The organism is Brevibacterium sp. RIT 803 (assembly GCF_016892625.1).
Classification (GTDB): Bacteria; Actinomycetota; Actinomycetes; order Actinomycetales; family Brevibacteriaceae; genus Brevibacterium.
In genome coordinates, this window is record NZ_JAFEMW010000002.1 from 120,973 (window position 1) to 144,143 (window position 23,171).

The 23,171-nt window shown below is 61.8% G+C and carries 21 protein-coding genes and 3 tRNA genes; 7 read left to right on the plus strand and 17 right to left on the minus strand.

What is annotated here, in order from left to right:
• Positions 1 to 176 precede the first annotated feature (176 nt).
• The 5 genes from JTF07_RS07830 to JTF07_RS07850 form a co-directional block, all read right to left on the minus strand.
• Positions 177 to 818: an ATP-dependent Clp protease proteolytic subunit gene (locus tag JTF07_RS07830; RefSeq protein ID WP_029417364.1), complete on the minus strand. Its 642-nt coding sequence runs from the start codon at positions 816 to 818 to the stop codon at positions 177 to 179.
• 26 nt (positions 819 to 844) lie between these two features.
• Positions 845 to 1,405: an ATP-dependent Clp protease proteolytic subunit gene (locus JTF07_RS07835; protein ID WP_204234160.1), complete on the minus strand. Its 561-nt coding sequence runs from the start codon at positions 1,403 to 1,405 to the stop codon at positions 845 to 847.
• Between the two features lie 307 nt (positions 1,406 to 1,712).
• Positions 1,713 to 3,062: a trigger factor gene (gene tig, locus JTF07_RS07840; RefSeq protein WP_204233733.1), complete on the minus strand. Its 1,350-nt coding sequence runs from the start codon at positions 3,060 to 3,062 to the stop codon at positions 1,713 to 1,715.
• Between the two features lie 255 nt (positions 3,063 to 3,317).
• Positions 3,318 to 4,691 carry a hypothetical protein gene (locus tag JTF07_RS07845; RefSeq protein ID WP_213018712.1) on the minus strand — a complete coding sequence of 458 codons (1,374 nt, stop codon included), beginning with the start codon at positions 4,689 to 4,691 and terminating at the stop codon, positions 3,318 to 3,320.
• 191 nt (positions 4,692 to 4,882) lie between these two features.
• Positions 4,883 to 4,956, minus strand: a tRNA-Gly gene (locus JTF07_RS07850).
• A 178-nt stretch (positions 4,957 to 5,134) separates the two neighbouring features.
• Here JTF07_RS07850 and JTF07_RS07855 point away from each other — a divergent pair.
• Together JTF07_RS07855 and JTF07_RS07860 are read left to right on the plus strand one after the other, a co-directional pair.
• Positions 5,135 to 5,208 (plus strand) — tRNA-Pro (locus JTF07_RS07855).
• 171 nt (positions 5,209 to 5,379) lie between these two features.
• Positions 5,380 to 6,621, plus strand: coding sequence for a PQQ-dependent sugar dehydrogenase (locus JTF07_RS07860; RefSeq protein ID WP_204233734.1), 1,242 nt, complete (start codon positions 5,380 to 5,382; stop codon positions 6,619 to 6,621).
• On the opposite strand, the gene JTF07_RS07865 is transcribed toward JTF07_RS07860, so the two are convergent.
• From JTF07_RS07865 to JTF07_RS07875, 3 genes are all read right to left on the minus strand, one after another.
• On the minus strand, positions 6,602 to 7,714 hold the full coding sequence (locus tag JTF07_RS07865) for an alcohol dehydrogenase catalytic domain-containing protein (protein WP_204233735.1): 1,113 nt from the start codon (positions 7,712 to 7,714) through the stop codon (positions 6,602 to 6,604). The two genes, JTF07_RS07860 and JTF07_RS07865, sit on opposite strands and share 20 nt — an antisense overlap.
• A 16-nt stretch (positions 7,715 to 7,730) precedes the next feature.
• Entirely contained in the window at positions 7,731 to 8,204 is a 474-nt protein-coding gene (locus JTF07_RS07870) for a ribose-5-phosphate isomerase (RefSeq protein WP_204233736.1), read from the minus strand.
• A gap of 98 nt (positions 8,205 to 8,302) precedes the next feature.
• A complete protein-coding gene (locus JTF07_RS07875) occupies positions 8,303 to 8,908 on the minus strand; it encodes a mycothiol-dependent nitroreductase Rv2466c family protein (protein ID WP_204233737.1) in 606 nt (201 codons plus the stop codon).
• A 104-nt stretch (positions 8,909 to 9,012) separates the two neighbouring features.
• Here JTF07_RS07875 and pepN point away from each other — a divergent pair, with 104 nt between their 5' ends.
• From pepN to JTF07_RS07890, 3 genes are read left to right on the plus strand one after another with little or no spacing between them, the layout of a single operon-like run.
• Positions 9,013 to 11,709, plus strand: a complete 2,697-nt coding sequence (gene pepN / locus JTF07_RS07880) for an aminopeptidase N (protein WP_204234162.1) — start codon at positions 9,013 to 9,015, stop codon at positions 11,707 to 11,709.
• Positions 11,710 to 11,721: 12 nt separating this feature from the next.
• Positions 11,722 to 12,846 (plus strand): mechanosensitive ion channel family protein, encoded by a 1,125-nt coding sequence (locus JTF07_RS07885; protein WP_252199619.1) that lies wholly within the window; start codon positions 11,722 to 11,724, stop codon positions 12,844 to 12,846.
• A 2-nt stretch (positions 12,847 to 12,848) separates the two neighbouring features.
• Complete coding sequence (locus JTF07_RS07890) at positions 12,849 to 13,250, plus strand: globin (protein ID WP_204233738.1); 402 nt, start codon at positions 12,849 to 12,851, stop codon at positions 13,248 to 13,250.
• Positions 13,251 to 13,313: 63 nt separating this feature from the next.
• On the opposite strand, the gene JTF07_RS07895 is transcribed toward JTF07_RS07890, so the two are convergent.
• Complete coding sequence (locus JTF07_RS07895) at positions 13,314 to 13,988, minus strand: DUF8185 domain-containing protein (protein WP_213018735.1); 675 nt, start codon at positions 13,986 to 13,988, stop codon at positions 13,314 to 13,316.
• Positions 13,988 to 14,455 (minus strand): acyl-CoA thioesterase, encoded by a 468-nt coding sequence (locus JTF07_RS07900; RefSeq protein ID WP_252199621.1) that lies wholly within the window; start codon positions 14,453 to 14,455, stop codon positions 13,988 to 13,990. Before JTF07_RS07900 ends, JTF07_RS07895 begins: the two co-directional genes overlap by 1 nt.
• A 166-nt stretch (positions 14,456 to 14,621) precedes the next feature.
• Here JTF07_RS07900 and JTF07_RS07905 point away from each other — a divergent pair, with 166 nt between their 5' ends.
• Together JTF07_RS07905 and JTF07_RS07910 are read left to right on the plus strand one after the other, a co-directional pair.
• Entirely contained in the window at positions 14,622 to 15,530 is a 909-nt protein-coding gene (locus JTF07_RS07905; RefSeq protein ID WP_204233741.1) for an acyl-CoA thioesterase, read from the plus strand.
• Entirely contained in the window at positions 15,527 to 15,760 is a 234-nt protein-coding gene (locus JTF07_RS07910) for a hypothetical protein (RefSeq protein ID WP_353843912.1), read from the plus strand. The genes JTF07_RS07905 and JTF07_RS07910 overlap by 4 nt, the downstream gene beginning before the upstream one ends.
• Positions 15,761 to 15,902: 142 nt before the next feature.
• Here the strand turns inward: JTF07_RS07910 and ettA are convergent, their stop codons facing one another.
• The 7 genes from ettA to JTF07_RS07945 all read right to left on the minus strand — a co-directional run bounded on the left by ettA (position 15,903) and on the right by JTF07_RS07945 (position 23,169).
• On the minus strand, positions 15,903 to 17,585 hold the full coding sequence (gene ettA, locus JTF07_RS07915) for an energy-dependent translational throttle protein EttA (protein ID WP_204233742.1): 1,683 nt from the start codon (positions 17,583 to 17,585) through the stop codon (positions 15,903 to 15,905).
• A gap of 66 nt (positions 17,586 to 17,651) precedes the next feature.
• The gene (locus tag JTF07_RS07920; protein WP_204233743.1) at positions 17,652 to 18,377 is read right to left on the minus strand and encodes a DUF6993 domain-containing protein; all 726 of its coding nucleotides are present in this window, start codon (positions 18,375 to 18,377) and stop codon (positions 17,652 to 17,654) included.
• Positions 18,378 to 18,520: 143 nt separating this feature from the next.
• Positions 18,521 to 19,135, minus strand: coding sequence for a single-stranded DNA-binding protein (locus JTF07_RS07925; RefSeq protein ID WP_204233744.1), 615 nt, complete (start codon positions 19,133 to 19,135; stop codon positions 18,521 to 18,523).
• A gap of 207 nt (positions 19,136 to 19,342) precedes the next feature.
• On the minus strand, positions 19,343 to 20,923 hold the full coding sequence (locus JTF07_RS07930; protein WP_204233745.1) for a GTPase: 1,581 nt from the start codon (positions 20,921 to 20,923) through the stop codon (positions 19,343 to 19,345).
• Positions 20,920 to 22,617, minus strand: coding sequence for a dynamin family protein (locus JTF07_RS07935; RefSeq protein WP_213018713.1), 1,698 nt, complete (start codon positions 22,615 to 22,617; stop codon positions 20,920 to 20,922). Before JTF07_RS07935 ends, JTF07_RS07930 begins: the two co-directional genes overlap by 4 nt.
• Before the next feature lie 129 nt (positions 22,618 to 22,746).
• A tRNA-Arg gene (locus JTF07_RS07940) sits at positions 22,747 to 22,820 on the minus strand.
• Positions 22,821 to 22,962: 142 nt separating this feature from the next.
• A complete protein-coding gene (locus JTF07_RS07945; protein WP_204233746.1) occupies positions 22,963 to 23,169 on the minus strand; it encodes a hypothetical protein in 207 nt (68 codons plus the stop codon).
• Positions 23,170 to 23,171: the final 2 nt, after the last annotated feature.

Genomic DNA, 23,171 nt, shown 5'->3' on the forward strand with positions numbered 1-23,171 from the left:
CGGGACTGACATGAGCGGCCAGAACCGTCATTCGGTGTGTCGGAGAAGATGGACGCACCCATGCCGTTGAGAAGGCCCAAACTACTCGGCGCCGCACCAGGTGGCAACTTCGCAGCACAGACCAGTTCGGGCCCGGACAGCCGATGACTGTCCGGGCCCGAAGATATTCTTGTGTCTCAGACCGCCTTGCGAGAGGTCAGAACCTGATCGACGAGACCGTAGTCCTTCGCCTGTTCGGCGGTGAGGAAGAGGTCACGTTCGATGTCGTTGGAGACCTGCTCCGGTGACTTGTTGGAGTGGTCCGACAGAGTCGTCTCCAGCCACTGGCGCATCCGGAAGACCTCTGCGGCCTGGATCTCAATGTCTGAAGCCTGTCCCTGACCCTGGCCCTCCATCGCAGGCTGGTGGATGAGGACTCGGGCGTTGGGCAGAGCCAGACGTTTGCCCGGAGTGCCGGCTGCGAGGAGTACGGCAGCAGCCGAGGCGGCCTGACCGAGGCAGACAGTCTGGATCTCCGGCTTGATGTACTGCATCGTGTCGTAGATGGCAGTCATCGCAGTGAACGAGCCACCCGGCGAGTTGATGTAGAGCGTGATGTCACGATCGGGGTCCTGTGATTCGAGGACCAGGAGCTGCGCCATCACGTCGTCGGCGCTCGTGTCATCGACCTGAACGCCCAGGAAGATCACGCGATCGTCGAAGAGCTTCGTGTAGGGATCCTGGCGTTTGAAGCCGTAGGGAGTCCGCTCTTCGAACTGGGGCATGACGTAGCGGGACTGCGGCATGTTGCCGGCGGTGGACCCTGGCATAAAGTTCATTGAATTCATTCTTCCTTGACTCCCACTCAGTTGTCGGTGACGTCGGACGAACGGGTCACCATCTTGTCGATGAAGCCGTATTCCAGTGCTTCTTCGGCGGTGAACCAGTGGTCGCGGTCGTTGTCCTTGAGGATCTGCTCCAGGGTCTTGCCTGTCTGTTCGGCGGTGAGCTCTGCCATCTGCTTCTTCATGTGCAGGATGAGCTCTGCCTGGATCTTGATGTCGGTGGCGGTGCCGCCGATTCCACCCAACGGCTGGTGCATGAGAATGCGGGCGTGGGGGGTGGCGAACCGCTTGCCCGGTGCACCGGATGACAGCAGGAACTGCCCCATTGATGCGGCCATTCCCATAGCCACGGTGGAGACATCCGGCTTGATGTACTGCATGGTGTCGTAGATCGCCATTCCCGCGGTGACCGAGCCACCCGGGGAGTTGATGTACAGCGAGATATCCGCATCGGGATCCTCCGCAGCCAGCAGCATCATCTGGGCACAGATCGCGTTGGCGTTGGAGTCACGCACTTCCGAACCGAGCCAGATGATGCGCTCTTTGAGCAGGCGGTTGAAAATATGGTCATCGAGACCCATTGCTCCACCGGCGTCGAGGCCGACGGGCGCTGTCAATTCATGTGCGCTCACGTTTCACTCCTGTTGGTCTTTGGTTGGCTTGATATGGACTCTAACTGCTCACCGGTCGGATTTAGTCCGTCGGAACGCCTGTGTTCGCCATCAGCGTGATCGGGCAGCGCATTCCCCCGAGTCTGCTGGAAAGATTCGTGCCGGTTGAGCCCTGCACCAGGCTGCGGCCGTCCGATGCACCTATGCGAAACGGTGGGCACGGAATAGTTCCCGTGCCCACCGTTGTCGGCTCTGTTACCGCCGAAGCGGTTCGACGTCAGTTTTCGTCGTCGCCTTCGACTGCGACGGCAGCGTCTGAGTCATCGGCGCCCTCAGGTGCCTCTTCCTCAGCTGGAGAGGTGAACTCCTCCATATCGACGACGTTGCCTGCTGTGTCCTTGACGACAGCACCGGCGAGAGCAGCGGCCAGGGCCTTGCGGCGTGTGACCTCTCCGACCAGTGCGTTGACCTGGCCTGAGCTGTCGAGCATCTGAGCGAACTCATTCGGGTTCATGCCGTACTGCTGTGACGCAGAGATGAGGTATTCGATGAGCTCGGGCTGTGTCACCTCGACCTCTTCGGCTTCGGCGATCGAGTCGAGGATGAACTGGGTGCGGAGATTGCGCTCGGTCTCCTCGGTGACCTCCTTGCGGTGCTCATCGTCATCCACGCGGCTCTCGGACTCGAGGTGACGCTCAACCTCGTCGGTGACGACCTTCTCAGGAACGGGCACGTTGAGGGTCTCGATCAGTGATTCGAGGACCTTGTCGCGTGCCTGAGCACCCTGGTCGGTCTCCTTCTGCTTCGCGGCCTGCTCGCGCAGGTCCGTACGCAGCTCATCGATTGTGTCGAATTCGCTGGCCAGCTGGGCGAAGTCATCGTCAGCCTCTGGCAGTTCGCGAACCTTGACCGCGCTGAGCGTGATGGAGACTGTTCCGGTTTCACCGGCGTGCTCTCCGCCCGCGAAGGTGGTCTCGAAAGTGGTGGTCTCGTCTGCCGACAGACCGTCGAGAGCTTCGTCCATGCCATCGAGCATGGTCCCGGCGCCAACCTGGTAGGAGATGTCGGAGGCGGTGTCGATCTCTTCGCCGTCGATGGTGGCGACGAGGTCGAGGGTCACGAAGTCGTCCTTGGCGGCAGGACGGTCAACGGAGCTCAGCGTTCCGAAGCGGGTGCGCAGCTGCTCAAGCTCGGCATCGACGTCTTCATCGGTGACCTCGATCGGGTCGACCTCGACGCTGATGGTGTCGTAGGCAGGCAGTTCGATCGTGGGGCGCACGTCGACCTCGACGGTGAAGGTCAGGTCGCCGTCTTCGGTGCCGTCGAGGCCGGGGACCTCGGAGATCTCGACCTCGGGCTGGCCCAACGGCTTGAGATCGTGCTCTTCGACGGCCTCGCGGTAGAACCCGTCAAGACCGTTGTTCACGGCCTCCTGGATCACTGCGGGTCGACCAACGCGCTGATCGATGATGCGCGCAGGGACCTTGCCCTGGCGGAAGCCCGGAATGGTGACCTGGCCACCGATGGTCTTGTATGCCTCGTCGATGCTCGGCTTGAGTTCGGCGTATGGGACATCCACGCTGATCTTGACCCGCGTGGGGTCGAGTTGCTCGACGGAGCTCTTCACAGTGCGACCTTTCAATTTCGACAGTCATGCATAATCGGTCATCTGGTGACCTGGAGGGAGCGAAAGTCCACGATGAGATCGCGCACGTCCGCAAGACGCAGTCACCCATATTACGCGAAACACGGGGCAAAACACGAAACAGGCAGGCCGCCGCGGGACCGGAGTTCGCGAGGAGCGCAATCGATGTCGGTTCCGATGGGCAGCGCAGCCGTGCACCGTGAACATATGTCCCCACGGAGGCACCGGCAGCTCGGGTCAGGGTCGGGCGCGATGGAGCTCGTCGAGGGTGATGATCACATTGGATGCCGTCCACGACAGAGGTGCCACCGACACTGCCGCGCCTTCTGCACTGACCTTCTCGGGAAGGGAGCCGGCCTGCGTACGATGGCTGCCCAACCAGTCGAGCACCCCATCGGCCTGTGTTGTGGCACCGATGCGGGCGAACCCGACTCCCATGAGTGATGTCGACGGGGTCCAGCTCGTGTGATCGAAGATCCACCCATGCCCCGGTTTGATCCCGCCAGCGGGTTGGCGCAGTCTGTCCCAGATGTGATCAAGGGTCGATTCTCCAAGGTCCAGGCCCGCCCCGGCTGCGGGCAGATAGGCCACCGCCGAATCGAGTCCTCCCGAGGTCGGGTAGCGCTGCAGTCCATTGGCGATGAATGTTCGAGAGAATGTCGCTTCGAACGCATTGCAGCTGTCCCCGAGTGCCTCGGCTCCCCCATCGATGTGATCCCACAGGCCGCTGCTGTGCTCTGCCAGCCTGACGAGAGCCTGCAGGCCCAACAGTGTGGGTCCCGCAGTGCCGAGCGTGACCTGGGATTCGCTGACCTCCCAGTAGTCGGACGACACCGGGGGCAGAACTGTGCCCCGCTCAGTGAGGTGGAGCAGGCGCTGGGAAGAGCGACGCAGCATCGGTGCCATCGTCTCGAGGGCGACCGCTCCGCCTTTTCGCCCCGTGGTCCGGGCCCCGACAGCATGGACGTCGCTGACGGCCCAGAGCAGAAGTCCAAGGGCGTCAAACTGAGATGGGCGCTCGTCCGGGGCCAGCCCGAGGTCTGGGGTGAACCGTGCCGCGAATGACCCATCCTCCGATTGCAGCGACTGCAGGTGAAGAAGGTGCTGCCACGCCAGGTCGACCAAGCCGACTCGGGCCAAGGCAACCGCAGCGAACGCCGCATCCCGCGGCCAGATATATCTCCACGGCTGGTCCCAGCTGGCCACCGTCGCCGGAAGGGAGTCGGTGAGCACCCACAGATCGAGAAGCGCCGAGGTGGCAAGATCGCGACGATGAGCGGGCAGTTGCGTGATCCATGCAGAGCACTGCTCCAGGAATTGCTGTTGCCGTGCCGCCGGCCCCAGGTCTTCTGTTCCGGGCATGACACGTGAGTTCGGCTCCAAGCGCTGCGCCGTCTCGATGCCGATGCCTTCGCGCGCGGCCCCAGAGGTGAAGGCGACGGTGGCGGAGCGGAGGGGATCAGTCCGGCCCGCATGGGCGAGAATGTCCGTGCGTGAGGAAGTCACGAAGCCTGCGCCGAGGAGACCTGCACCTGCGAGTGCACCAGTGAGGACCTGTCGGCGGTTCAGCCGGGGCCAGGGCACTCGCCGCTGCTGGGGCTCGGGACTCATATGGGACATGGCTTTCTGCCGTGGGCCACCATCAGTGATCAACGGTGCCGCCTCGGTCGTGCAGAATTGATGCGGGACCCCGGGCACACGGTGCTGGGTAGAAGGAGATTCTACCGGATCCTGCCGCACTGCGGCCGAAAGAGCGATCGGGAAATGAAGAACCGGTCGGACCACGTGGTCCGACCGGTCATTGGAGGGGATGACGGGAATCGAACCCGCACCATCAGTTTGGAAGACTGAGGCTCTACCATTGAGCTACATCCCCGCGTTGCGTTAACGACTATAGTCGACATCCGCACCGGCCGCCAAATCGACCGAAGATGAGCTGAGTCACACCGCTCGCTGCGACTTCACGTGCTGCCTGTGACCTGCATCCCATTCGTGATGAGGAGCCGAATCGATGTGCATCTTGACCCCCGCCTGTGGTTAGATTGTCTACGTCGCGGGATGTGGCGCAGCTTGGTAGCGCATCTGTTTTGGGAACAGAGGGTCGCAGGTTCAAATCCTGTCATCCCGACGATAGTGAAGCCGTTCGGACTGAATGTCCGGGCGGCTTTCTTCGTATCGATGACCCACTGACTCGTGCTGAACTCGGTCTCATGATGATCTCGCCTCCCATCTTTCGTCAGTACAGGGGACAATGGAAGTGCAGGCTCGCAGATTGCCGAGGCCGAAAGGTGCGCCGCCGATGCCGATCCGAGAACACGACAGACCACTCCTCCACAAGTCGCCACCACGCACGGGTCCGCACCACCTCGCGGCACAGTTCGGAGACCGTGCTGCTGGCACCGCTCGTACACGTGCCGCTGTCGCGATGACATTCACGCTGGCACTCAGTGGCTGCGGCTCCGATCAAGGCGATACGCCCCACACAGATTCGCCTTCAGCTAGCTCAGCGGCTCCCTCTTCGCAGGACGGCAACGGGGCCGATGAGGAGAGTGGGCCCGATGCCGAATCGGAGGTGGTGGCGAATAATCTGGAGGCCCCATGGTCGATTGCCTTCTATGAGGAGACGGCTCTGGTCAGTGAACGGGATTCCGCTCGTATCCTCGAAATCGACTCTCAGCGCCCCGCAGACGTCCGGGAGGCCTCCACGGTTGCAGGCGTCTCCGCCTCGGGTGAGGGTGGTCTCTTGGGACTGAGCGTCCGCGGCGACGATCTCTATGCCTACTTCACTGCCGAATCGGACAATCGAATCCAGCGCTTTCCGATCACGCGCGGTTCCGATGGAATCGAACTCGGCTCGCCGGAGACGATCGTCGACGGAATCGCCAAGGCCGGATTCCACAACGGCGGGCGCCTGGCCTTCGGCCCGGACGGGATGCTCTACGCAACGGTCGGCGACGCCGGCGATCAGAGTGCCGCACAGGATCGTGAGTCGCTCTCAGGTTCGATCCTGCGAATGAAGCCCGATGGCAGTGTGCCCGAGGACAACCCCTTCGACGATTCCCTCGTCTACTCCTATGGCCACCGCAATCCGCAGGGATTGGCCTGGGACGAGGAGGGCACCATGTATGCCAGCGAGTTCGGCCAGGACACCTGGGACGAGCTCAACATCATCGAGGCCGGCGGCAACTACGGCTGGCCGGAGGTCGAAGGGATCTCAGAGGGCGCCGATGACGAAGATTTCATCGATCCGGTTCAGCAGTGGAGCCCAGATCAGGCCAGCCCGAGTGGAATCGCCATCAGCCACGACACAATTCTCATCGCCAACCTTCGCGGGCAGGTCCTGCGGACCGTGCCATCAGCGGATGTCGCCAAGTCCGAAGTTTCCTACTCCGGTGAGTTCGGTCGCCTGCGCGATGTGGTGACGACACCGAGTGGCGAGGTATGGATCCTGACGAACAACACGGACGGGCGCGGCGATCCGGCCGAGGGCGACGACCGGATCCTCCGCATTCCCTCCGACCTCAGCGCTGGAAGTCGATGACCTGCCGCACAACAGTTCCGTCTGCGAGAGCGTCGAAGGCTTCATTGAGGTCATCGAGGCCGATGGTGTCCGACACCAATTCCTCGACCGGCAGTTTGCCCTGACGCCACAGATCGGCGTATACGGGAATGTCACGGCTGGGCACCGCCGAGCCCAGGTACGAACCGATGACGGTGCGTGCCTCAGCCGTGATAGTGACCGGCGTGATGTGTGACTGCGCGTCCGGGGCAGGCAATCCCACCGTGATGGTTTTTCCGCCGACCGCGGTCGCGGAGAACGCAGTTTCGAAGGCCCGCGGATGGCCGACGCATTCGATGACGATCGGTGCCCGTCGCTGGCCCAGCTGCTCGGGGGTGTAGACCTCAGCAGCGCCGAGTTCTTCTGCCCGGAGCAGTTTGTCCGGATTCGCATCGACGCCGATGACGCCGGCAGTCTCAATGGACAGGGCCGTGATCAGGGCAGCCATCCCGACCCCGCCCAGCCCGACGATCATGACCTCGTCCTCGGGTCCCGGAACTCCCGCGTTGAGAACCGCTCCCCCGCCTGTGAGGACCGCACAGCCGAGCACGGCCGCGATCGGTGCGGGAACGTCGGAGGCCACCGGGACGAGGGAGGCGCGATTGAGCACAGCGTGGGAGGCGAACACCGACGCACCGAGGTGGTGGAGCACTTCAGCACCCGAATCATCGTGAAGGCGGACCTTATGTCCAGCGAACGGCAATGTTCCCGCGCTGTTCGTGGCGCTGCCCGGAGTGCACGGGAGTTTGCCATTCGTGAGACAGTTCGCGCATTCGCCGCAGCGCGGCAGGAACACGGTGACGACCTGATCGCCGATCTCCAGGTCGTCGACACCTGCACCGAGCTGTTCGACGATTCCTGCTCCTTCGTGCCCGAGCAGCATCGGCAGCGGCCGAGGCCTGTTGCCGTCGACGACCGAGAGATCAGAATGGCAGACACCGGCTGCGCTGAGACGGATGAGAACCTCACCGGGGCCGGGCCCGTCGAGTTCGAGGTCCTCGACCGACATCGGCCGAGTCTGAGCGTAAGGGCGCCGGGCACCCATGTCCCGAAGCACGGCTCCACGGATCTTCACAGCGTTGCTCCCGTGATCACAGACCGGCCTTGCCTGTGGCCTCGTACTCGTCCATGATCCGAATCCGACGCTCGTGCCGCTCCTCGCCGGAGAAGGGCTCCGAGAGGAAGGCGTCGACGATGGCGATCGACTCAGCCTCTGTGTGCTGCCTGGCGCCCACCGACACGATCTGAGCGTTGTTGTGCTCGCGCGCGAGCTTCGCGGTGTCAGTGTTCCAGGCCAGGGCGGTCCGGGCTCCCTTGACCTTGTTCGCAGCGATCTGCTCTCCGTTGCCGGACCCGCCGATGACGACGCCGAGGGCCTCAACACCCGCTGCCTGATCATCGACGACAGCCTGTGCCGCGGCGATGCAGAACGCGGGATAGTCATCGAGTGCGTCGTATTCGAGCGCGCCGTGGTCGATGACCTCGTAACCCGACTCGCCGAGGTGGGCCTTGAGAACCTCTTTGAATTCGAATCCTGCGTGGTCGGTGCCGAGATGAACCTTCATATGGTCACTCCTTCGAAGTGTCCGGGGCGAGATGCCCGGGAAAGACTGTGGGTGTGGTGGTGGGTGCTTCGGGACGTGTGTCAGTCGAGGGCACAGCCTCAGTCGAAGATCGGACCCTGATTGCGCGTGCGCTTGAGCTCGAAGAAGCCAGGAGTCGAGGCGACAGCGAGAACTCCGTCGAAGAGTCGACCTGCATCCTCGCCCTTCGGCGCCGGAGTGACGACCGGGCCGAAGAAGGCTGTTCCTGCCACACGGCAAATGGGCGTACCCACATCGTCGCCGACGAGCGCCAGTGCCTCATCATGAGATTCCTGGAGGGCAACGTCGTAGTCGTCGCGTTCGCCGTACTTCATCAGGTCGGCGGGCAGACCGACCTCATCCAGCGCCTCGGCGACGGCCTTGTCGAAGTCCTTCTCGCCACCTGGGTGAATGCGGGCTCCGATTGCCGTGTAGAGAGGTTCGGTGATCTCTTCGCCGTGTTCGGCGATTGCAGCGGTGACGATGCGCATGGGTGCCAGAGCACGATCCATCAGCTCCCGGTAGTCGGCAGGGATGTCCTTGTCGCGGTTGAGGATGTTCAGGCTCATGACATGGAACTTCACGTCGATGTCGCGGACCTTGGCCACTTCCAGGCCCCAGCGCGACGTCATCCATGCCCACGGGCAGGCCGTGTCGAACCACAGGTCAAGTGTCTCTCTGCTCAATTTCACTCCTCATTAGGGTGGGCGCGGGATCCGGCGAATCTCCCGCGATGTCCGAGGCCAATTTATCAAGCCTTGGCACCGATGAGGAATGCGTCCATGAAAGAATGGCGAAGTACACCCGGACCCGAAGCGGAGGTCACCTCAAAGTGCCCCAATACAACCTCACCCGCGAGGAAGCTCGCAGACGTTCATCCCTCGTCGACGTCTCGAGCTACGAGAACACTCTGATTCTCACAGGAGAGGGCGATCGCTTCCGAGTTCGCTCCCGCATCCGCTTCACCGCAACGCCTGAGTCCACGACATTCATCGATGCCATCACCGCCAGCGTCGAACGCATCCGGCTCAACGGACTCGATCTCGAGACCTCCGAGGTCGTCTCTGCGTCCAGGATCACCCTGCCGGGCCTCGCCGATGAGAATGAACTCGTCATCGATGCCCACTTCGCCTACATGAACACCGGTGAAGGCCTGCACCGCTTCGTCGATCCCATCGACGATGAGGTCTACCTCTACTCACAGTTCGAGGTTCCCGACGCCAGACGCGTCTTCCCTGTGTTCGAACAGCCCGATCTCAAGGCGTCGTTCTCCTTCACTGTCGTGGCTCCTGCTCGCTGGACGGTGGTGTCGAACTCCCCCACTCCGACTCCCGGTGATCCCAGCGAAGTCTTCACCGAACTCGACGAAGCACCCGTTGAGGACACCGCAGTGTGGCAGTTCGCACCGACGACTCCGATCTCCTCCTACATCACCGCGATCGTGGCCGGCCCGTACCGCAGCGTGCATTCCGAGCTCATCTCCTCCGATGGCTCTCCTGTCCCCCTTGGCCTGTACTGCCGTGAATCGCTCTTCGACCATCTCGATGCCGAGAACCTGTTCACCATCACACGAGCCGGATTCGAGTTCTACGAACGTGCGTTCGGGGTGTCCTACCCATTCGAGAAGTACGATCAGCTCTTCGTCCCCGAGTTCAATGCCGGTGCGATGGAGAACGCCGGCGCCGTGACCATTCTGGAGAACTACGTCTTCCGGTCCCGGCCCACCGACGCCCTTGTCGAGCGCCGCACCGTGACAGTGCTCCATGAATTGGCACACATGTGGTTCGGCGATCTGGTCACGATGAAATGGTGGAACGACCTGTGGCTCAACGAGTCCTTCGCGGAGTTCATGTCAACATTGGCCACCGCCGAGGCCACCGAATATACGGAGGCGTGGACCACGTTCGCCACGATTGAGAAGTCGTGGGCCTACCGCCAGGATCAGCTCCCGAGCACACACCCGATCGTCGCCAGCATCGACGATCTTGCAGATGTCGAGGTCAACTTCGACGGCATCACCTACGCCAAGGGCGCTTCGGTGCTCAAACAGTTGGTCGCGTGGGTCGGTCGGGAAGAGTTCTTCTCCGGTCTCAAACGCTATTTCGACAAGCATGCGTGGTCGAACACCGAACTGCCCGACCTCCTCGGCGAGCTCGAGGCGACAAGCGGACGTGACCTCGCTACCTGGTCGAAGCTATGGCTTGAGGAATCCGGTATCAACCTCATCGAAGCCGAGGTCGACACCGAGTCCGACAACGGCGCCGAGGTGGTGGCGAAGCTGCGGGTGACTCAGAAGCCATGGATCATCGAAGGACAGCCGGCTCCGTCCCTGCGTCCGCATCGCCTGGCCATCGGGTTCTACTCCGACGATGGGAATGGCCGACTTGTCCGCACGCACAGCTTCCCGATCGACATCGATTCGGACTCGACCACTGTCGACGAGGCTCGCGGACTGCCCAAACCCGACGTCATCATCGTCAATGACGAGGATCTGACCTATGCGAAGGTCCGCTTCGATCGCGAGAGCATGGACGTCGCGGCCGAGCGGCTTGGGGACTTCGACGACTCGCTGACGCAGCTGCTCATCCTCGGGACCCTCTGGGACACGGTGCGCGACGGACAGCGTCCGGCCCAGGACTACATCACCACTGTCCTGGACAACTGTGCGGCCGTGACACATTCCTCGGGACTGCTCTCCCAGATGCGTCAACTCGAAACCGCTGTCGGGGCCTACCTGGCCCCGGAGTCGCGGGCAGAGGCTCATACGTCCATCGCCGGCCGGTTCGCGCAACTCCTTGACACTGTGCCCGGCGGCACCGACCAGGCGTTCCAGTTCGTCCGCGGCTTCATCAAACATGCCTCGTCTCAGGCCCAGATCTCCCAGCTGCAGTCCTGGTTGGACGCGACCGGGGACACAGTCCACGGAATCACCATCGACACCGATCTCACCTGGGAGATCATCGTCGCTCTCGCGGCACACGATGCGATCGATGACTCCGCAATCACGGCCGTGACCAAGACGGACCCTTCGGCCACCGGTGCACGTCAGGCAGCGACCGCGCGCAGCGCACGTCCCACCTCGGCGGCGAAGTCGAAGGCATTCATCCGCATCCTCGACGAGGCGGACCTCCCGAACTCGGAACTCGCGGCTCTGGCGCTGGGATTCGCCTCCGGTCTGCAGACGGAGACCGGTGAGATCCTCGTCTCAGAGGAACCACTGCGCGACTTCTCCACCGAGTACTTCCAGCGGGTCTCCGGATGGTGGGAGACGAGGACCCTGGAGATGGCGCAGACCATGACGCTGCGGCTGTTCCCCCCGGTCAACGAGCACACTGTCAAAGCCACCCGGGAATGGCTGGACGATCACCCCGCGGCTCCCAAAGGTCTGGTTCGCCTGATGCGTGAGAATCTTGCCGATGCTCAGCGAGCTCTGAGCGCTCAGGAAGTGTCCAGCAGTTCCAAGGGCGCATTGACCTTCGGCCGTTAGGCTCATGGCATCATGACTTTCGATGCACTGAAGACTGACCTCGTGACCGCACCCAAGATCGACTGGGATTTTCTCCTCGACGCTCCGCTGAGGATCGTCATCATCATCGTCGGCGCGATCGTGCTCAACATGGTGATGCGGCTGTTCATCCGACGCTTCTCCACCGCTGTAGCCAAGGGCACCGTCGGCAGCGAGAAGAAGGCGGAGAACAGCAAGTTCTCGAGCACGGTCATGGAATCCCAGCGGACCGGCATCGAGCCGACTGTGATCCGTGAACGCCGCGCGCAGCGGGCGAAGACCGTGGGCCGGATGCTCTCATCCGTGGCGACGATCATCATCAGCGTCATCGCGATCCTCATGGTCCTCGACCAGCTGAACTTCAATATCGCACCGATCCTGGCCTCGGCTGGCATTGTCGGTGTGGCATTGGCCTTCGGCGCTCAGGAACTCGTCAAGGACTACCTGTCCGGGTTCTTCATGGTCATCGAGGACCAATACGGCATCGGCGACACCGTGGACTTGGGCGAAGCCGTCGGGGAGGTCGAGGACTTCGGTCTCCGCAAGACTGCTGTCCGTGATCTCACAGGAACCCTGTGGCATGTGCGCAACGGTGAGATCATGCGAGTCGGCAACTTGTCACAGGGCTGGGCGCGTGCAGTGCTCGAGATCCCCGTCAACTACTCCACCTCCATGGACACCTACCGTGAGATCACTGAAACAGTCACCGCTGAAATGGCCAAGGACACGGAAGTTGCCTCCGCAATGCTCGAACTCCCAGAGATCGCCGGCGTCCAGTCTCTCTCTGCCGAGTACAGGGTGATCAGAACGATGATCAAGACGAAGCCCAATCTGCAGTGGCTGGTCGAACGTTCCTTCCGGGCGGAACTCACGAATGAGTTCGACAGGCGCGGAATCACCATCCCGATCATTCAGGAGACCGTCCTCAGGACGCTTCCGCGGTCGGCGGACTCGCCTGAGGCCACCACCGACGGCGACTCTGACGCCGACGACCGGGCTCGGGCCGCCCACATGACACAGCGAACCAAGGATCACGGGCCCTCGCCGCTGCCCAGTGATGACGAGATCCGGTCGACGACGGATGAAGCCGGAACCGACACCTCTGACAAAGAGAGCTGAACATGACCCAGACATCGAACGAAACCATCTTTGACGCTGTCGGCGGCCATGCCACCTTCACCCGCCTTGTCGATGTCTTCTACGATCATGTGGACCGCGACGAGGTGCTCATCGCGATGTACCCCGAGGGACACGACCTCACCGGTGCCAAGCACCGGCTGCAGATGTTCTTGGAGCAGTACTTCGGCGGTCCCACGACGTACCAGGAAGAACGGGGCCACCCACGACTGCGGATGCGCCACTTCCCCTTCGCAGTCGACTTCGACGCACGTGACCGTTGGCTGGCGTCCATGCGGGCAGCGCTCGACGATGTGGCGCTGCCGCCGCTCTACGACGAGATCTTCTGGGACTATTTCCAACGGGCGGCTACGGCCATGGTCAACACGAACAGCAATCCGGTCTGAGGGCGCGGCTCTGACTGCGCAAGCAGCGCCAAGCCCTCACCGCTGAGCTGTCACCGCGCAGGCTCATCGACCCCGGGTGAGCAGATGCCCGCCCGGAGTCGAGATACGCAGCCACCCGGAGGTCGCGAGGACTTCGTATTCCTCGGCGGTCTTCCCCGCCGAGGCGGTATCGGCCTCCGGTATGAACCGCAGCGCGCTCGCGGCGAATGCAAGCCCCCCGGGCAGTTCTGTGCCTCCTAACCCGGTCATCGGCTTCGACCACACACGCGAACGTAGTGCCTTCACCGCGTGTGAGCCGGCACCTTCGGGAGCACCGTCGCTGATCTCCGCGACTCCCGCCGCGGCTGTCGAACGAAGGACGTCACCGGCGATTCTGTCATGGGCCGCCCACTGCCCCTTCGGCGGCGCTATGCCGGTCCAGGACACCAACACAGAGTTCGGCGGGACCGGCAGACGGGTGGCGTTCTCCTCTCTGGCGAAGCGATCCTTGAGGTTGGCCAAGGGCACGACTTCATCGAGACCGTCCATTTCCGGTCCGTTCAGGCGCAGCATGCGCATAGCAAGCACCAGGGGTGTGGAGTCGCCGATCCCATGCGGGTACAAGGGCGCAATGGTCACGACGAGCACGGTCGACGATACGTGCAGACGCATGGCTCCATCGGGGTCCAGCCGGTGGGCCAGTGAAGTAAATGCGGCCAGGTCCTTCATTGCCAGCGGATCGGCGATCTCCAGCTCCATCACCGGCGACTCCGCATCGGGACGGCTGGTCGAATGACATCTGACATAGCTGCTGTCTCCTCCTGGCTCAGGCGCCGTGGTCGGGAGTTCGTTCTGTCCACAAAGACGATGACCGTCTCCGCCAGCGTATAGGCGACCGAACCATCGGGTTCGGCGATGACGTAACCGATGGTCACAGACGCCGGCTTGACCTCGCTGATGACCAGATCAATGGCAATGGGTCCGGCTCGATACGGAATCGGCCGGCGATATTCGATCGCGTGCGAGGCAACGAGCAGCTCGGTGGTGGTCGAAGCATCGGCGAAGATCGCCGGAATCGTCACCCCAGATACCGTGCCCGAGATTCCCAGATGACCAGGGGTTGTCGGCGCATCGGTACTGTGCGTCGGCGACCCCAACGCTCGGACACGTGCCTCTTCGAGCAGGCGCAGCTGGGTGACGTTGTTGACGTGGCCGTAGGCGTCCATGTCACCCCATCTCAACTCCAGCAGTACTCGTGTGAATTCATCCAGATGGGGGTTTGTGGTGCCAGTGTGCATACGACCCATCATGCCACTTTCACTGCGGCAGTGAGTGCCGCGATAGGATCGTGAGCACAAGGACCAGAATCATTGTCGCAGGCTGGAGGCCCATATGAGCGATGTAGAACCCACGACTGCGAAGGCGAACGTCGACACACTGCGCAAAGTGCTCGACCTGGACAGCCTGAGTTCCACTTCGGCGACTCGAGAGAGCGACTACTTCGTCGGACAGAACCAGTACAAGCCAGATGGGCGTGTCTTCGGCGGTCAGGTGGTGGCACAATCCGTCATCGCAGCTGCATCTACCCTGCCGGATGATCGCCTCATCCATTCACTTCACGGCTATTTCCTTCGGGCCGGGGATGTCAGCGAACCGATCGAGTTCGGCGTCGAACGACTCCGTGACGGGCGGTCGTTCTCCGCCAGGCGTGTGCACGCCTACCAGAAGGATGTGCCGATCCTGTCCCTGATCGCCTCATTCCAAGTCGAGCAGGAGGGGCTTGAACACGCTGAGACCATGCCATCGGGTCTGCCCGGTCCACTGGAGTGCCCGGAGCTGCGAGACCTTCTCGCAGGACAGGACACACCACAGGTCACCCAATGGTTGAGTAAGCGCCCCTTCGAGATCCGTCCGGTCGAGGCATCCCTGTATCTCACCTCCACCGATGACCGCCAGCGCGAACGGCAGCACGTGTGGTTCCGCGCCAGCTCGCCCTTCGGCGACGATCCGGTGCTCAATGCTGCTGCACTGGCCTATGCCAGCGACTTCAACCTGCTCGAACCGGTTCTGCGCCGTCAGGGACTGAGTTGGACGAGTCCGGGGCTCCGGGTGGCCAGCCTTGACCACGCGATGTGGTGGCATCGTCGGGTCAGGGTCGATGAGTGGATGCTCTACGTTCAGGAGTCCCCTGCCGCCCAGGGAGGCCGCGGTCTCGGCTACGGGCGAATCTTCGCCCAGACCGGAGAGCTGCTGGCCACAGTGGCGCAGGAGGGCATGGTCCGCATCAAGGCACCACAGTGAATCACGACACCGCGATGATCGAGATCCTCGGGAGGATCCTCTCACGTCTGGTCAATGTCGCGCTCTTCATCGTCATCTCGATTCTGGCCCTGGTGTTCCTCCGCGAGGCGGTGGAGATGAACCTGGCGCTGATTGCGCTCCTCTCAATCGTCATCGGAATCGTCGGCACCATCGCCGTGAGATATCTGTTCAAGCTTCTGCTGCGCCTGGGCGCTCTGTTCTCCCGATAGTCAGCTGCCAGTGCGCCGACCGATCTCGACACGCAGAATTCCTGGCAACAGATGATGCCCCGGTCATCAACCGGGGCATCATCTGCAGGCGATCAGCTCTGTGCGCTGCGCTGAGGTCCTGCAGCACACAGAACTCAATCATTCAGTCGCGGGTGAGACGACGGTGTGTCACGCGATGAGGGCGAGCCGCGTCTTCACCGAGTCGTTCGATCTTGTTCTTCTCGTAGGACTCGAAGTTTCCTTCGAACCAGTACCAGCCCGCAGGATTGTCTTCCGTGCCCTCCCAGGCAAGGATATGCGTAGCCACACGGTCGAGGAACCAACGGTCGTGCGAGACGACCACGGCACAGCCGGGGAACTCCAGGAGTGCATTCTCCAAGGAACCCAGCGTTTCCACGTCGAGGTCGTTAGTCGGCTCATCGAGCAGCAGCAGGTTTCCGCCCTGTTTGAGAGTCAGCGCCAGGTTGAGGCGGTTGCGCTCACCACCGGAGAGCACTCCCGCCTTCTTCTGCTGGTCCGGGCCCTTGAACCCGAATGCGGAGACATATGCCCGCGAAGGCATCTCCACGTTGCCCACCTGGATGAAATCGAGTCCGTCGGAAACAACTTCCCACAGGTTCTTGTTGGGGTCGATTCCGCCTCGGGACTGGTCAACGTAGGAGGTCTTGACGCTGTCGCCGATCTTGAGGTCTCCCCCGTCGAGTTCTTCGAGTCCGACGATGGTCTTGAACAGAGTCGTCTTACCGACGCCGTTGGGCCCGATGACACCGACGATTCCGTTGCGCGGCAGTGAGAAGCTGAGCCCGTCGATGAGTAGACGATCGTCGTAGCCCTTCTGCAGGCTGTCGGCTTCGATGACGATATCGCCGAGGCGAGGACCGGCAGGGATCTGAATCTCTTCGAAATCCAGCTTTTTGGTCTTCTCAGCCTCTGCTGCCATCTCTTCGTAGCGTGCCAGACGGGCCTTGGACTTCGTCTGCTTGGCCTTCGGGTTGGACCGGACCCAGTCGAGCTCGTCCTTGAGGCGCCTCGACAGCTTCGCGTCCTTTTTTCCCTGGACCTGCAGACGTTCCTGTTTCTTCTCCAGGTACGTCGAGTAATTGCCCTCGTAGGGGTAGAGATGTCCGCGGTCGATCTCGGCGATCCATTCGGCCACGTGGTCGAGGAAGTACCTATCGTGAGTAATTGCGATGACAGCGCCGGGGTAGGTCCGCAGGTGCTGTTCCAGCCACAGCACAGATTCCGCGTCCAGGTGGTTTGTGGGCTCATCGAGCAGGAGCAGATCTGGCTTCTCAAGCAGCAGTTTGCACAACGCCACACGGCGGCGTTCACCACCTGAGAGCACACTGACGTCAGCGTCCGGCGGTGGGCAGCGCAGCGCATCCATCGCCTGCTCGAGCTGAGAGTCGAGGTCCCAGGCATCCGCAGCGTCGATTGCTTCCTGCAGCTTGCCCATCTCTTCCATCAGGGCATCGAAGTCTGCATCGGGACTGGCCATCTCCTCAGAGATCGCGTTGAAGCGGTCAAGTTTCGCTTTGATCTCGCCGACGCCTTCTTCGACGTTGCCGAGAACGGTCTTGTCCTCGTTCAGTGGAGGCTCCTGCAGCAGGATGCCCACTGTGAATCCTGGGCTGAGCCGAGCCTCACCATTGGACGGCTGTTCGAGGCCGGCCATGATCTTGAGAATCGTTGACTTACCGGCACCGTTCGGACCGACCATGCCGATCTTCGCACCGGGGTAGAAGGACATCGACACGTCATCGAGAATGACTTTGTCGCCATGCGCTTTACGCGCCTTGTGAAGAGTGTAAATGAATTCGGCCATAATAACCTCAGGTTATCGGTTCAGCACGCACAAGTGCCAATTGAGTCACTCCTCGAAACCCTTGGATCAACCGCCGCCCAGTGACGGTGCTTCACCCGAAGATGAGCCCTCGGAGGAGCCGCCTTCCGAGGCTGTCCCTCCGGACGAAGAGCCTTCGGACGAGGTTCCTTCAGACGATGTGCCCTCAGAAGAACCTTCGGATGAAGAGCCGTCCGATGATGTGCCCTGCGACGAGGTGCCTTCCGACCCTTCGTCTGGCGCCGGACTCTCAGAGCCTCCGTCCTTGCCGTTGATGTCCTCACCAGGCATATGCCCGGCACCGTTGGAATCGCCGTCCTTCTCGCGCTTGTCACCTTCAGGTGCCTTCACACCCTTCGGACGTTCGACCTCGCCGAACAGACACGAACCGGTCGATTCTGTGGGAGGCATCAGCTCTGCGGTCGCCTTTCCCTTCCGAATCTCTCCGATGACGCAGCCTTTGTCGGTTTTGACGCCGAACATCTTCGAGGGAACGTCATTGCCCAACGGCGAGTCGTCGATTGTGGCTTCGAGCTGGTCCGCATCGTAGCCTGCATCGATCATGGTCGTGAAGAACTTCTTCGTCGACGGAACCTTCTCCTCATTGCCGGTCAGAGGCTTGAGTGCCTTGACGACCTTGTCGACCTCGGCAACCGGTTTCGCCGGAGTGCGGGCGGGCGTCGGATCGGAACTATCACCACCGATGCCCAGCAGCGAACAGCCCGACAGAGCTAAGGTCAGAGCTCCGAGACTCAGGAGGGGAACGAGACGCATCAACAACCTCAGCAGGTGGGAACGATTTACAGTCTCACTTTAACCGATTGCTCACACTATCGGCGTCAGTTCCGACGTGTTCGGGCCTCGATCAGTTCATGTGACCCCTGCGATGACGATGATCCGGCGATGTTCCGCCCCGCTCAGAACGGTGCTGCTGCGCTCACCGTGTCACGAGCGATGGCATCATCGAGGTCTCCGGAGTCTCCTCCTGCAGCAGCGGCAGTCACATCATCTCCTGCATCTTCCGAGCCGCCTTCTCCCCCGTTCTCAGCGCCGAGGCTCGACGCTTCGGAGGCATCAGGCCCGACCTCGTCTGCGCTTGCCCCGCCGAGGGTTCCCCAGGCTGAGTCGCTGCCTGACGATTCCTGCGCCTGACCATCGTGTTGCCGGTTCACACTGCCCGCCTTCTGATAATTGGCGGTTCCGTAGCGGAGATCGGGACCGATGTGCTCGGCGACCACAGTCGGAGAGATTCCACTCTTCTCCGCTGTCGACCATTCGCGGATCTTCAGGGTCCCCTGCACTACCACGGACATTCCCTGATGGAGGCTCATCGAAGCGTTGCTGGCCAAGGGCCCATAGCAGTCGACGCTGAACCACGAAGTTGTATCGGAGACATATTCCCCGGTCCCCTTATCGAGTCTCCAATGATTGACCGCCAGACGGAAGGAAGCGCAGGCTCTGCCTGAGGGAAGCGTCCGGCTTTGCGGATCCGCGGCCACAGTACCGCTGAGGTTGATCGGAATGATGGACATCGTGTTGCCTCATTTCTTGGGTAGTTTCGTGATCTGCCCTGCCGGATCGCCCATCGGGGACGAAACGGTCTGAATCGGCAGAACGCGTCAACCACCATTGAGCGTGCCAGGCAGCCCGGTGTCCAGATATGAAAAATGCCCTGTGGACGGCTGCCGGCCGTCCACAGGGCATTGGCACATGAGTCGATGCTCATGTGCACAGGAGTGTCAGTGCAACGTCTCGTAGGCGCGGCGGTGTTCGCCGATCACAGCGTTGACTGGCTCAAGATAGGAGCTCTGTGCCACGCTCCCAACAGCCTCACGAAGTTTGCGATCGACGTCGCTGGCCGCCTCGTTCGCGCCCTTGTTCCGTGCGGACTTGGCGATCACCGAAGTCACAACGGATCCGATGATCCCCACGACCAACAGGCCGATGCTCACAATCCAGCTCCATCCCGGAAGTACTCCGGGCATGACGATGGCGAGGATCGCTGTGGCGATGACACCCAGCAGACCGAGGATCGTGGCGATGAAGAAGATGATCTGCAGAAACTTGGCCAAGGACCACCAGCCGGGAGTCTGCGGTTTGATATCCACAGCGGTGACGGCGGAGTCCAGCGTGTCCGACAGCTCCGCGGTGCTCGCCTTCTCAGCCTCCGCGACCGCACTCTGCCATGGTCTCGGCATAGTCGACACTGATTCTGCGATGAGCTCATGGGCCATCAGGCGCACCTGAGAGCTTTGGGCTCTGCTGGTCGCGGGCACCGACGCGCGGATGAGTTCATCTCTGCCTTGACCGTGCTTGGCTCCCAACGGATCGGGGGCATTTCTCTGCATCCATGCCAGCACCGGATACCCCGTCTTGCGGTAGGCCCGGCGAAGATAGTCATCGTGGACGGTCTGAGCGACAGCCTCGACGCCGGCGGCATCAGACATCGTCTCCACCAGACGAGAAGCTCCCGGGCGTTCATCGGGTGGAACCACCGGCTCGCCGAGTTCGTTCTGCATCCGTTTCGCCATGGCCTGCATGTCAGCCAACAGGCGTTCAGAGGCGGCTTGCTTGGAATCGACGGTGTCAGCCAAAATCGACCGGACCTCTGGAACACCATCTCGTGTCACTGCCGACGTCAAGTGCACCTTGGTGTCGGTGAGTCCGTCCTCGACGAGCAGCTTCTGCAGGTGGTCAGCAGCAGCTTTCTGCTCTTCGTCACTGAGCTTATCGACCTGGTTGAGAACGACGACCATGTTCGCGCTGTTCTCTGCCAGCTTCGCCAGGTATTCGGAGTGCAGTGAGAAGTCAGCATATTTCTGTGGGTCGACGACCCAGAAGACCACGTCGACAAGGCCCACGAGTCGATCAGATTCGACACGATGCTTGACCGCCGTCGAATCGTGGTCAGGCAGGTCAAGCAGGATCAGACCATGGAGCTTACGCTGATCGTCGCCGTCGAGCGCCGATTCGCGCCAGGTACGGCTGCGTTCTGGGACATGCAGCCAGTCGAGGATGTCGTTACCGCCTTCGCCCCACACACATGCAGTTGGGCGCGACGTGGTCGGACGGCGAACACCGACCCTGGCGATGTCCAGCCCGGCGACAGCGTTGAACAGTGACGATTTCCCCGAGCCAGTGGAACCGGCGAAGGCCACAACAGTGAATTCCTCACCCAGACCAAGGCGGTCCTCGGCGCGGTCGAGCAGATTCTGCGCGTCTTCGCGAACTTCAGGGCTCAGTTTGTCGGGCCCCAGAGACAGAATGCCTCGGATGCCTTCGGCCCGACGTCTGATCTCGGACTGTGCAGAATCGTTCACAATGCCACCTCAAGTCGATCACCGGAGGCGCGCAGGACGCCCGCTTGCCGCGCCGGTACCGCGGATAGTCGTAATACGTTGTCAAAAGGCATACGGCAGTCGCCGACGATTCCTGCCGCTGTAGTCAGGAAGCGATCCCTGATCGAGCCGATGAGATTCACGGCCTCCTGTTCGCCGAAGATCGTGCCAGCGAGACTGAGAGCGACATTCGCGTCGTTGCGCGAAGCATGATCGTCCGCATATGTGTACTTAGGGTCCCAGAATGCCGCGTATTCGACGACGGCGCAGACTCCGCCGACGCCGAACGACAGGATCCTAGCCTTAGACTTTTTGCCCTGGCCGATGTCTCGCACGAGCGCATTCACCTCGTTGGACCATCCGCTCACGGCTGATTTGACCGAATCCTCAAGGTCGTTCGCGCTCTGCCGGAGTTCGGGGTGTGCATCCAGCAACGCCGATCCAGCTGGATTGCGCAGCCACTGAGCACTGATCTCGTCAACGACACCGATCGCCTGTTCCCGCAGTGAGATCGCTGCGCTGCGCAGTATCGCGATGTGCAGCGGCGAGGCAGCATCGTGCTTGCCTGTGACTGCAGCGGAGATTCTGTCGCGCATACGAGCCATCGTAGGTTCAAGACCGCGAAAGAGCTGTCCCGTCCCGACGAAGTCCTGCCATCTGGCATTGACCTCTCCATGCAGCACGCGACCGTCCGAGAATATCTCGGCAAGTCCTTCGCTCGCAGCATTGAAGGTCTGGTCAAGACTGAGCTGCAGATCGTCGAAAGTCGACTCCTGCGACTGAGCGTAGTCGGCCAGAGACTTCACCTGCGCCGGCATTGCGCCGATCGATCCGGTGAGGGTCCGATGTCGGATGCGCTCCTGAGATTGGGCCTCCGAGCTCACCTGATTGATCCACGATCGAATCGGATAGATCGCCGAGTGAGGCAGCAGGCCGTTTGCCAGCTCGAGTTCAGCCACCGCGAAGATCGGCGAATTCGCCAGACCTGATTCGGACAGCAGGCTGGAAAGATGGTGCCTGACCTCACGGTTCGCCTCCGGCGGCACCCGATCGAGCACGATGGCCACGGAGGTGTTGCGAACTGCGGCGTCCCTCAGCAGCGCCCAGGGCGCAGCGTCGGCATAGCGGTTGGCTGTGGTCACGAACATCCACAGGTCGGCGCTCATCAGAATTCGTCGGGCCAGCTCGCGGTTCGACTCGGCAATGGAGTCGATGTCCGGGCAGTCAAGCACAGCGGTGCCGGGTTCGACGTCGTCATTGGGAATGAGTACGACCGAAGGGGTCGAAGTCGCAGGGTCCGTGCTGCGGGGCAGATCGGACAGAAAGGACTGTGATTCGAAGAATTTCGTGTCGGCGGGATTGTGGACCACAATCGGATTGCCCGTCGTTGGTCGGCGCACTCCGGCAGGGCTCACTGTTCGCCCCACCAGAGAATTCACGAGCGTGGATTTGCCCGCGCCGGTCGATCCGCCCACGGCGATCATGAAGGGCGTCTGCGTCCGATTGATCCGCGGCAGCAGGTAGTCAGTCAACTCCGAGGAGAGCTGACGGTGCAGTTCGCGACCGTCAGCGAAATCTTCGGTCTGCAAGGTGAAGCGGGTTTCTGAGACTCGCTTCGCGATATCGCTCAGCGCCCCTCCCACTGGTGGCGTCACGGCACTCTTACTGTCTGTCATCACGCATCCACTCTCTACGTTTTCCCAGCCGTGCACCAATTGCCACGCCGTAACGACGGGTAATTGGTTATTGGTGGGAATACTGGGAGCGTCATTTGGCCTCTCAGTCTGAGAAAAGTACCCCCAAAGTACCCCCGGCGGGGCTCGAACCCGCGACCTACCGCTTAGAAGGCGGTTGCTCTATCCAACTGAGCTACGGAGGCTCAAATATCCTAACCGATGCTGGAACGAGAACAGAAAGCGGCCCTCATCAGTGTCTCAGAGATCGAACTCTGAGGCATCGACGAGGGCCGCTGTGTCTGGGCAGCTGCTCTCACCCCGCAGCAGGGGTGTTCGACGTGCGGATCAGTACTCGCGAGCGACGCGCTCCAGTGACTTTCGCACCGTCACGAATGAGACCGCCACCAGTCCGATGAGGGCGAGGATCACGGCTACTGCTTCGATGGCGAAGGCGAAGTCCACGATGACCGGAAAGAAGCCGGCTGCCATGAATCCGAGCAGGGCGACCATCGTCAGTGCAGTGGCTGTGGTGAAATACGTGGAACCGTTCATTG